A 9,923-nucleotide genomic window follows, 5' to 3' on the forward strand; every position below is an offset into this window, starting at 1 on the left:
GCGCGGGGGTACGGGCCAGCGCGTCGCGGGCGGCGGCCAGGTCCTCCAGCAGCCGGGCGGGGTCGGGGGTCTGCCGCTTCAGCTGCCGCGTTCCGCCGCGCTGCGCCTCGCGCAGGCGGCCGGTGGCCGTCTCCAGGGCGTCGGTCAACGGGCCGCTCACCGCGTCCCAGTGCTCCCGGTACGCGGCCCAGGCGGCGCTCGAGCGGGCGGCTGCCTGCCGCGCGGACCGCAGCGGTCCCCAGGGCAGCGCCGCGGCCTCCTGCTCCAAGCGGCGCTGGTGGTCCCGGAGTTCGGTCGCGGAGACCGTTCCGGCCAGCTCCTTGACCCCAGCGGCGGCCTCGGCCGCTTCGAGCAGTTCGCGGGCGACGGCGCGGGCCGCGTCCAGCGCGGAGACCACCGCCGGGTCGCCGCCGCCGTTCACCAACTGGTCGAGGCGCTCGGCGAACTGGCGGCCCTGCTGCGCGAACAGCCGGGGCCCGGCGTCGTGTTCGCGCTCGGTCGGGCGCCAGACGGGGCGGGGGCCAGGGCCTGGGCGAGAACGGCCAGCGCCAGCACGGCGAACGCGGCACCCACCGGCACGCCGACCACGGGCGAGGCACCCGCGAGGGTGAGCAGCACGGCCAGGGCGAGGCCACCGAGGGCGGCGAGGACGCCCGACCAGGCCAGGAGAGCGCGCCGCCAGTGCGGCCCCTTCAGGGCGGGGCGGTGCCCCGGCAGACGTTCAGGCATGGTCCCCCGCTCTCAACCCGGGCCTCAGCGTAGGCGGTTGCTCACCCGTGCCGCCAGTTGCGGAAGGGACGAGAAGGGCCTCGGCGCCGACGGGCCGGAAGCCCGCGGCCTGGAAGGCGCGGACGCTGCGCGCGTTGCCCGGGGCCTGCTGGGCCCACAACGGCGTGTGCTCCGGCACGAGATGGCGTGCGGCCCGCGCGAGGGCGCGGCCCAGGCCGCGCCCCCTGGCCTCGTCGTCCACCTGGAGGGCCACCTCCCAACGGCGGGCGACGCCACGGCCGATGACGAGGATGCCGCCGTCGGTGGCCCAGACCCGGACGTCGTCGCGGAACAGCACGGCCCGCCCGACCCGGGCGTTCCCGGGGTCGGGATCGATCTCGCGCAGCGGCAGCCCCGGCGGGCCCGGCAGCGGCGGGGCGACGGTGACCATGTCGATGTTGTTCACATGGCGGCCCGTGCGGGCGGTCAGCGCGGAGAGGAACGCGGGGCTGAGCGCGGCCGCCAGCGAGTCGCCCGGCACGGCGCGCAGCGCGGCGCGGACCCAGTCGGGGTCCTCGTCGGTGAAGACGACGGAGTGCGCGGTGAACGCCACGACGCCGGCGTCCCGGGGGCCCGGTTGCGCGACGACGGTGTGGGAGCCGTCCGGCGACGGGAACGCGTCCCGCGCCGCGGCGTCCAGTATGCGGGCGAGCGCTCCACTCATGCGCCCCATCATCCGCCAGGCGTGCGCCCGGCCCGTGCCGCGGGGCCTCGCGGACCCGGGCGCCTCGCGCGGGCGGGCATCGGGCCCGGCGCGGGTCAGGGCTCGGTGGTGGAGAGCACGTAGACGCGGGGCCGCTCCTCGCGGGTGATGTCGACCATCACGCGGACCTCGGTGTGCGTCTCCGGCTCGCGGACGACCGCGCCCACCAGATCGCGGCTCGGGTCGTCGAAGCGCCAGCCGACCGCGTCGGCGTGGACGTCCTCGATGGTGACCTCGCCCTCCTCCAGCGCCGAGACATCGGCCCCCGCGTCCTCCATGAATGCGCTCAACTGCCGTGGCGAACAACGGAATTCGGCGTACAGCCTGCTGCGCTCCCACGAGTTGGTCTCGAAGTGGCCGACATAGGCGGAGCCGCTGGGGATCGGCACGTTGTAGATGCGGCGCTGCACCTTGCTGGGCCACTCGTAGACGAGGGTGCGCGCGGAGGCGGCGCGGGCCTTGTCCTCGCCGCTGTCACGGCTCTGGTAGGCGGAGAGCACCAGGTACCCGGCCGGGATCGCGATCATCAGCGCCACGACGACGGCGGCCAGCCAGCGGCGGCGTGGCCGGTGCGGCGGGCGCTGGGGCGGGCCCGCGGGGGGAGGGCTGAGGGTGGTGGTCATGAGGATCTGGCCGCCCGTCCTCGCGGCGGAAGCCGCAGTTCGAAGGGGGAACGGTGGGCGCGCTCGGCACGGCGCCTGTTGGCACGGCGGAAGCGGCGGGCCACCAGGCGGGCCAGATCGGCCGCGCCGACCATGCCGGCGTCGGCGCCGAGCCTGGCCCGGACGATCTGGGCCTCGGGCCGGTACCCGCGGCCGGTCAGATGACGGCGGAACGCCTCGCGGGCCGGGCCGATCAGCAGGTCGTCGGCCTCGCTGACGCCGCCGCCGATGACGAAACGGGCCGGGTCGAGGGCCGCCGCCAGGTTGGCGATGCCGACGCCGAGCCAACGGCCGATGTCCTCCAGCAGCTCCACGCACATCGCGTCGCCGTCGCGGGCCAGCTGGGTGATGAGGGGCCCCGTGATGTCGCCGATCTGACCGCCCACCCGGTCGAGGATGTGGTGGGCCACCGGGGAGTCGGCCGCGGCCAGCTCCCGCGCCTCGCGGACCAGCGCGTTCCCCGAGCTGTACTGCTCCCAGCAGCCGCGATTGCCGCAGGGGCAACGGTGGCCGCCGGGGACGACCTGCATGTGGCCGAACTCGCCCGCCACGCCGAACGAGCCGCGTTTGACGCGTCCGGCCTCCAGTATGCCGCCGCCGATTCCGGTGCCCAGCGTGATCATCACCAGGTGGTCGCTGCCCTGGCCCGCGCCGAAGCGCCACTCGCCCCAGGCGGCGGTGTTCGCATCGTTGTCCACCATGATCGGCACCACCAGGCGGGAGGCCAGCGCGTCGCGCAGCGGCTCGTTCCGCCAGGCGAGGTGCGGGGCGAACAGCACCCGCGAGCGGTCGGCGTCCACCCAGCCCGCGGCCCCGATGCCGACGGCGTGCACGTCGTGCCGGTCGGACAGGTCGAGGACCAGCTCGGCGATGGTGTCCTCGACCACCTTGGGACTCTTCGACTTGTCCGGCGTCTCGGTGCGCACGCGCTCCAGGATGGTGCCGTCGGCGTCCACCACTCCCGCCATCACCTTGGTCCCGCCGATGTCGATGCCGACGGTGGGCACGCGGGGGGCGGACAGGTGTGAACGGCGCTCGCGCGTCGCGATGGCGCGCAGCACGGTGGTCCGTGCCGACTGGCGGTTCGCACGTTCACGGTTGGTACTCATCGGCTCGATTGTGCCCTACGCCTCCGGGAGACGGGCGGCCCCCCGGTGGGTGCTCGCGCTCCCCGTCGCGCGTGCCCGGCCCCCGGCCGACCGGCCACGCGGACACCGGCGCGCGGGGCGCGCGGCGGTCACCACGGGGGGCGGGCGGCGGCGCCGAGCCCCGGAGCGCGGCTGCCGCCGAGCGGGTGACCGGCGGACGCCGGGCAGGGCCCCGGGCGCGGAGGCGTGCGCCGCCGCCGACCCCTCGGGGGCGCCGACGACTTCCCCGCGCGGCGGGGCCGGAACCGGGCGCCCGCCGGACCCGTCGAAGCGGCATGACGAGCCACGCACGCGTGACCGCCACCGGGGTCCTGTTGGCGGCGCTGTGCCTGCCGATGGCGGCGTGCGTGAGCTTCGAGGGGCTCTCGGCCACGGAGGAGGAGCCGGAGCCGTACCCGGTGCTCCCGCACGGCTGGCAGGAGGCGGAGGACTACGCCTACACGCTTGAGCAGGGGTGCGAGGAGGAGACCAGCTCCTCCTGGAGGATCACCGTCACCGACACCCATCAGGTGGCCGCCGAGTCGCTGGACGAGCCGGGCCGGGAGACGCCCTTGGCGGACGGGCCCCCGCCGATCGAGGGGCTGATCCGCACGGCCGAGAGGGGGGAGGCCGGCGTCCGCATCGACTACGTCCTCTCCGGACCCGAGGCGGGCCGTCCCGCGCGCATCACCTATGACGCGGAGGCCGGCGCGCTGGCCGGACTGGCCGAGGAGGGCTACGAGCCCTGCCTGCGCATCACCGACTACCGTCCCGCGTCGTGAGGAAACCCGCCTGACGCCGAGTCCGTCGAGGTCCCGGCGCTCCCGGCGCGGGTCCCGTCGGTCGGCGATGCGGTCGGCGGTGCGAAGGGCGATGCGGAGCGCGAACTCGGCCGCGCCGACGACCCGTTGACCATCGCATTCCGGCCAGAGTCCCACTTGACGCCGGACCGTTACCGCAGTTCACTGCGCGGTACGCGGTACATCCATCGTTCGATCCAGAGGGAGAGTCGGTGCGCCGCCCTTTCGACTGGACGTCCGGCCGCGCCTCCGGCAGCCTCCCGGCCGGGGCGCGGCCGGATGTCCGCTCGGCGCCGGCCGAGCGGCGGGCCGGGCCGCGCGCCACCGGGGGTGGCTGAGCGATTCGCGACGACGAGTACACCGCTCTGACGGCGACCACGATCGCCGCCTCGGTACGCGCCCGCGAGCTGTCGGCCGCCGAGGTGACGGCGGCGGCGCTGCGGCTGATCGAGCGGCTCGACGACCGGGTGCGGGCGTTCACCGAGACCTGGCCGACCTATGCCACCGCGCGGGCCCGCGCGGTCGACCAGGCGATCCGGCGGGGCGAACGGCTGCCGCTGGCCGGGGTGCCGCTCGCGGTGAAGGCCACCGAGGGCCGCACCTCCGAGCAGAGCCGCCGGCTGCTGAGCGCGGGCTGCGTGCCGGTGGGCGCCACCGCGATTCCGGGTCGCGGCACGCCGTGGCAGACCTGGGGCGAGACCGACCGTGGCCCGACGCTCAACCCGTGGCTGCCCGACCGCTCCCCCGGCGGCTCGTCGGCGGGGTCCGCGGCGGCCGTGGCCACGGGCATGGTGCCGCTGGCCACCGGCAGCGACGGCGCGGGCTCGGTGCGGATCCCCGCGGCCTGGTGCGGCGTCATCGGGCTGAAGCCGACCAACGGCCGCCTGCCCGCCCGTGACCGGGCCGGGCTGAACGTCGGCGGCCCGCTCGCCCGGCACGCCCAGGACGCCGCCGCCTATCTGGACGCGGTGGCGCGCACGGACACCGCGGCGCGGCAGGCGCGCCGGGGGCGGCGGGCCCGGGTGACGTGGTCGGCGACGCTCGGCTTCGCGCGCGTGGAGCCGGAGGTGGCCGAGGTCGCGCGGGCCGCGCTGTCGCACCTGCTGGCCAGGACTCCGGCGACGCTCGTGGACGTGCCCGTGCGGCTGCGGGACCCGGCCCCCGCCTGGTCCGAGCTGCGGGCCTCGGCCGGGCGGCAACCCCGGCCCGGCGTCCGGACGTTGAACGACGAGGGGCTCGCCGTAATCTTCGCCGCCGCCGACCTGATCGCCACCCCGACCACGCCGTTCCCGCCGCATGGCCACCAGGGCCCGGGAGAGCGCCTGACACCGGCACTGACCTGGGCGTTCAACCTGAGCGGCCATCCGGCCGTCAGCCTCCCCGCGGGCCACACCCCCGACGGCGAACCGGTCGGGCTCCACCTGGTCGCCCGCCATGGCGACGAGGCGCTGCTGCTGGCGCTGGCGCGCGCCACCCCGGCCACGACCGTCCTTCCGGCACCGACGCCCTGACCTGCCGACGCCCCCGGTCCGAGCACCCGCGACCCGAGCGTCCGGGGCCCGAGCGCCCGGCGCCCGCGAACGGGCTCCGCGCCCCGGGCGGCTGGGCCGGGGCGCGGGCTCGTCACGGACGGACGGGTGGGCCGGGGGCCCGGCGTGTCAGAGGCCGCTGGTGAACAGGAGCTGGTTCGGCGAGCCCGGCGAGACCCGCAGCACGCCCTTGGTGGACTGGCCGATCAGCCAGTACGCGACATCCTGGACGCTCGCCCCCGGGTTGACGGACTTGTAGAGGGCGGCCACCCCGGCGACATGCGGGCTGGCCATGGAGGTGCCGTTCTTCGAGGTGATGCCGCCCCCGATCCTGGCGGAGAGGATGTCCCGGCCCGGTGCGTAGATCTCCAGGCACTGGCCGTGGTTGCTGAAGGAGGACTGCACATCGTTGGGATCGGTCGCGCCCACGGTCAGCGCCCAGTTCGCGCTCGCGGGCGACACCTGGCAGGCGTCGATGCTGTCGTTCCCCGCGGCCACCACGGGGAGCACGCCCCGGCTCGCGAGGCGGTCGACCGCGTCGTTGGCCGCCTGGTTGTAGCCGCCGCCGAGCGAGGCGTTGACCACGGCGGGCTGCCGCGCGTTCGCCGCGACCCAGTCGAAGCCCGCGATGATCCCGGACCACGCGCCCTGCCCGTCGCAGCCGAGGACCCGGACGCTGACCAGGGACACCTGCGTGGCGACGCCGTAGGTCGCGCCCCCGACGGTGCCCGCGACATGGGTGCCGTGGCCGTTGCAGTCGGCGCTGCCGAGGCCGTCGCCCACGTAGTCGGGCCCGCGCAGGGCCCGCCCGCCGAACTCGGAGTGCGAGAAGTCGATGCCCGAGTCGACGACGTAGACGGTGGTCCCGGCACCGGTGCGCGCGACGTTGTACTGGTGGTCGAGCGGGAGAACGCGCTGGTCGATCCGGTCCAGGCCCCAACTGGCGGCGGGCGCGAGGGGATCGGCCGCGGCGATCTGGTCGGCCGGGGCGATCTCGGTGGCCGAGGCGATGCCGTCCTCCTCGACGGCCACCACGCCCGGCTGCGCCCTGACCGCCTCCACCTGCTCCGCCGTGAGCTCGGCGGCGAAGCCGTTCAGGGCAGAGGTATAGGTGAACAGCGGCTCCACCTCGGGCGCCGCCATGGTCGTCACGGCCTCGGTGGAGGCGTCCTCGTCCAGCGTCACGATGTACTGGCCGGGAATGGGATCGGCCGCGCGGCGCAGCGGCGCGGGCTCGGAACGGGTCTCGGCCGCGGCCGAGGACGCGGCGGGAACGGAGGTGGCGGAGGAGGACGAGGAGAGAGGACCGACCGCGGAGAGAACGGCCGCACCCAAGGCGGCCGAGACAGCGAGAAGTCGACGCACAGCGCTCCCATCACATGCAGTGTTGGTGCAAGCGCGACCAGTATCCACGGGCGGCCATTCGGTGGGATATCACTCGAAGGCGTGATTCCGCTGCCTCTCGACGCCGTTGAGGCCAGATCCCGACGGGGAGGTGCGGGTCGTCCGCGGTCGCCGGGCGGCGCCGCTCGGCGCGGCCGGGGCTCGCGGACCGCGCCCTGGCGCCGGGACCGTGTGGGGAACGGTCCCGGCGCCGGTGGGGGGGACGCTGGTCAGCAGGCGTAGTCGACGAGGTCGAACGACGCGTAGTGGTCGGAGGTGTAGTAGTCCTCCTCGAAGGAGTCACCGGTCACGATCCGACGGGCGCCGCGGTCGGGGCTGCCGGGGGTCTCCACGGTGTACTCGTGGTAGTAGCCGGTCGGCTGACCGGGCAGCAGGCCCTCGCGGTTGTAGAAGGTGCCGCCGTCCTGCGGGTACGGGTAGGGCCCGCCCTCGGCGATGAGGTCGAGCGTGTCGTACGCCTCGGCGGGCAGGTCGCTGTAGCAGATGTCGCCGAACGCCAGCGGCTGGACGGCCGTCGCGGTGGTGGGGGTGAGGGCAGCGGAGTCGGCGGGCGCGGCGGCGGCCGTGACCTGGCCGCCGAGGAACAGGGTCGTGACCAGGGCGCCGAGCGCACCGGCCCTGGCGGTCGAGGAGAGGACGCGGGAGAAGCTATTCATGCCCATGCCAACCAGTGTGACGCGCGTAGCGTCGGCCCCGTCAACGGTGACTCCACTATTTTCCCCGGGAGTTCACGCGTGGGTGCGAGCGCTCCACACCTTCCCCTCAGCCTCCGCCGAGCTCCGAGAACCGGCGTGCGAGCCGGCGTGCGCCCTCGTCCGTGAGGGAGCCGTGCAGGCGCAGCCGCCCGATGCCGCCGTCCGGGAAGACGTCGAGCCTCGCGTGCGTGGCGGGCGGCGCCGCGTCCAGGACGAAGCGGTGCACGGCGTCGGGCCGCAGCGGGGTGCGCGGCATCACCTCGTGCCAGCGCTCCTCCCCGTTCCCCGCGCCCCCCTCGGTCTCCGCGTCGCGGACGGAAAGCGCCACCCAGCCGGGCGCGTTGCCCTTGAAGGTGCCGGTGTCGACCTCGACGGCGCGGATCACGCCCCGGCCCGCGAGGCGGTAGCGCAGCCAGTCGTGTCCCGCGTCCCGGCGGCGCCTGGTCTCCCAGCCCTCGTCCATGGCGCGGGGGCGCCCGGGGTGGATGGTGTGCACGGGCGGCGAGTAGAACCGGTCGGAGGCGTCCTCGGCGATGCCGCCGTGTTCGAGGGCGATCAGGTCGAACGTGCCGAGCGCCGCGAGCCACGCCGGGTCCGGCACCGCCTCGCCGTGGACCCGCAGCCGCGCGACGCCGCCGTCCGGGTACTGGCAGAGCCTCAGATGGGTCAGGCGGCGTTCCCCGGCGACCGCGACCGCGACCGCGAAGGCGTGGGCCGCGTGGCCGCCGATCTCCGTGCGGGGCACGAGCTCGTGCCAGGTGACCCCGTCGACGGGGGCGTCCGGGGAGGCGTCCGGATCCGCGGTGCCGTGGACGCCGACGGCGTGGGGGTGGTTGCCGCGGAAGTGGGCGGTGTCCACGACGAGTCCGCGCACCACGCCCGGGACGCCCAGCCGCACCAGCGCCCAGTCGTGGTCCCCCTCGGCCGGGTGCGGGGCGCCGACGGAGGCACCCCTGCGGCGTCTGGTCTCCCAGCCGTCCATGACCTTGCCCTTGCGGCCGAACGTCTCGGGGTCGAACACCGGCCTCCCGGGAAGCAGCAGGTTCTCCCGCTCGGCGAAGAACTCGTCGCTCGCCGCCACGACCGAGCCGCCCACGCGCCGGTCCGCGAGGTCGGGGAGGTGGGCGAACGGCATGTCGGCCGGGTCGGGGGCGCGGTGGTCGGCCCAGGGATCGCCCCCGGCGTAGGGGCGGGCGGGGCCGGTGAAGACGGTCGTCACGCTGACTCCTCTGTCCTCTCGATCAGGTGCCCGGCCCGTTCCACGACGTGGCCGTTCTCGGCGATCAGCCGGCCGCGCAGCCAGGTGGCGCGGACGGCGCCGTGCAGGGTGCGCCCGGCGTAGGCGGTGACCGGGTTGCGGTGGTGGAGGGCGGCGGGGTCGACGGTGAACGTGGCGTCGGGGTCGAAGACGGCGAGGTCGGCGTCGTGGCCCGGGGCGATGGCGCCCTTGCGGCTCAGCCCGGCGAGGCGGGACGGGGCGGTGGACATCCAGCGGGCGACGTCGGCGAGGCCGTGGCCGCGGCGGCGGGCGGCGGTCCAGACGGCGGGCAGGCCGAGTTGGAGGGAGGCGATGCCGCCCCAGGCGGCGCCGAAGTCGGGGACCTTGAGGGCGGCGGTGCAGGGCGAGTGGTCGGAGACGACGCAGTCGATCGTCCCGTCGGCGAGCGCGGCCCACAGCAGGTCCTGGTTGGCGGCCTCCCTGATGGGCGGGCAGCACTTGAACTCCGTGGCGCCGTCCGGGACCTCCTCGGCGGTGAGGGTGAGGAAGTGCGGGCAGGTCTCGGCGGTGACGCGGACGCCCGAGCCCCTGGCCTCGGCGATCAGCGGCAGCGCGGCGGCGGTGGAGAGGTGGAGGATGTGCACCCGGGCGCCGTACCGGCGCGCGACGGCGATCAGCCGGGCGATGGCCTCGGTCTCGGCGGCGGGCGGCCGGGAGGCCAGGAAGTCGGCGTAACGGGGGCTGCCGTCGGCCGAGGGCGCGGCGGCGAGCTCGCCCGGGTCCTCGGCATGGGCGATCAGCAGTCCGTCGAACCGGGCGATCTCGGCGACGGCGGCGGCGAGTTGGTCCGGGTCCAGCTCGGGGAACTCGTCGACGCCCGACGGGGAGAGGAAGCACTTGAACCCGAAGACGCCCGCCGCGTGCAGGGGCGCGAGCTCGGCGGCGTTGCCCGGAACCGCGCCGCCCCAGAAGCCGGTGTCGGTGTGGACGGCGGGGCGGGCGGTGTCCCGTTTGAC

At 75.7% G+C, this 9,923-nt stretch carries 11 protein-coding genes; 2 read left to right on the forward strand and 9 right to left on the reverse strand.

The window, feature by feature from the left end; genetic code table 11:
* The 5 genes from ADY01_RS27185 to ADY01_RS27205 all read right to left on the reverse strand — a co-directional run.
* On the reverse strand, nucleotides 1-421 hold a 421-nt coding region (locus tag ADY01_RS27185), incomplete at its 3' end, for a hypothetical protein (protein ID WP_049578799.1).
* The gene (locus ADY01_RS27190; RefSeq protein ID WP_049578801.1) at nucleotides 418-729 is read right to left on the reverse strand and encodes a hypothetical protein; all 312 of its coding nucleotides are present in this window, start codon (nucleotides 727-729) and stop codon (nucleotides 418-420) included. The genes ADY01_RS27185 and ADY01_RS27190, both read right to left, overlap by 4 nt.
* Nucleotides 722-1,432, reverse strand: coding sequence for a GNAT family N-acetyltransferase (locus ADY01_RS27195; RefSeq protein ID WP_107081841.1), 711 nt, complete (start codon nucleotides 1,430-1,432; stop codon nucleotides 722-724). The genes ADY01_RS27190 and ADY01_RS27195 overlap by 8 nt, the downstream gene beginning before the upstream one ends.
* Nucleotides 1,433-1,527: 95 nt before the next feature.
* Nucleotides 1,528-2,094 (reverse strand): hypothetical protein, encoded by a 567-nt coding sequence (locus ADY01_RS27200; RefSeq protein ID WP_049578803.1) that lies wholly within the window; start codon nucleotides 2,092-2,094, stop codon nucleotides 1,528-1,530.
* Complete coding sequence (locus ADY01_RS27205; RefSeq protein WP_049578804.1) at nucleotides 2,091-3,242, reverse strand: ROK family glucokinase; 1,152 nt, start codon at nucleotides 3,240-3,242, stop codon at nucleotides 2,091-2,093. Before ADY01_RS27205 ends, ADY01_RS27200 begins: the two co-directional genes overlap by 4 nt.
* Before the next feature lie 332 nt (nucleotides 3,243-3,574).
* On the opposite strand from ADY01_RS27205, the gene ADY01_RS27210 reads away from it, so the two are divergent.
* Nucleotides 3,575-4,042 (forward strand): hypothetical protein, encoded by a 468-nt coding sequence (locus ADY01_RS27210; RefSeq protein ID WP_049578806.1) that lies wholly within the window; start codon nucleotides 3,575-3,577, stop codon nucleotides 4,040-4,042.
* A 440-nt stretch (nucleotides 4,043-4,482) separates the two neighbouring features.
* Entirely contained in the window at nucleotides 4,483-5,571 is a 1,089-nt protein-coding gene (locus ADY01_RS27215; RefSeq protein ID WP_324613339.1) for an amidase, read from the forward strand.
* Between the two features lie 147 nt (nucleotides 5,572-5,718).
* Here ADY01_RS27215 and ADY01_RS27220 read toward each other — a convergent pair whose 3' ends face one another.
* From ADY01_RS27220 to allB, 4 genes are all read right to left on the reverse strand, one after another.
* Nucleotides 5,719-6,954 (reverse strand): S8 family peptidase, encoded by a 1,236-nt coding sequence (locus ADY01_RS27220; protein ID WP_078900650.1) that lies wholly within the window; start codon nucleotides 6,952-6,954, stop codon nucleotides 5,719-5,721.
* Nucleotides 6,955-7,202: 248 nt separating this feature from the next.
* On the reverse strand, nucleotides 7,203-7,655 hold the full coding sequence (locus tag ADY01_RS27225) for a ribonuclease domain-containing protein (protein WP_078900651.1): 453 nt from the start codon (nucleotides 7,653-7,655) through the stop codon (nucleotides 7,203-7,205).
* Between the two features lie 100 nt (nucleotides 7,656-7,755).
* Nucleotides 7,756-8,907 carry an allantoicase gene (alc, locus tag ADY01_RS27230; RefSeq protein ID WP_049578811.1) on the reverse strand — a complete coding sequence of 384 codons (1,152 nt, stop codon included), beginning with the start codon at nucleotides 8,905-8,907 and terminating at the stop codon, nucleotides 7,756-7,758.
* The coding region (allB, locus tag ADY01_RS27235) for an allantoinase AllB (RefSeq protein ID WP_049578813.1) at nucleotides 8,904-9,923 on the reverse strand (1,020 nt) is incomplete at its 5' end. The genes allB and alc, both read right to left, overlap by 4 nt.

Source organism: Streptomyces sp. SBT349, assembly GCF_001083795.1.
Lineage (GTDB): Bacteria > Actinomycetota > Actinomycetes > Streptomycetales > Streptomycetaceae > Streptomyces.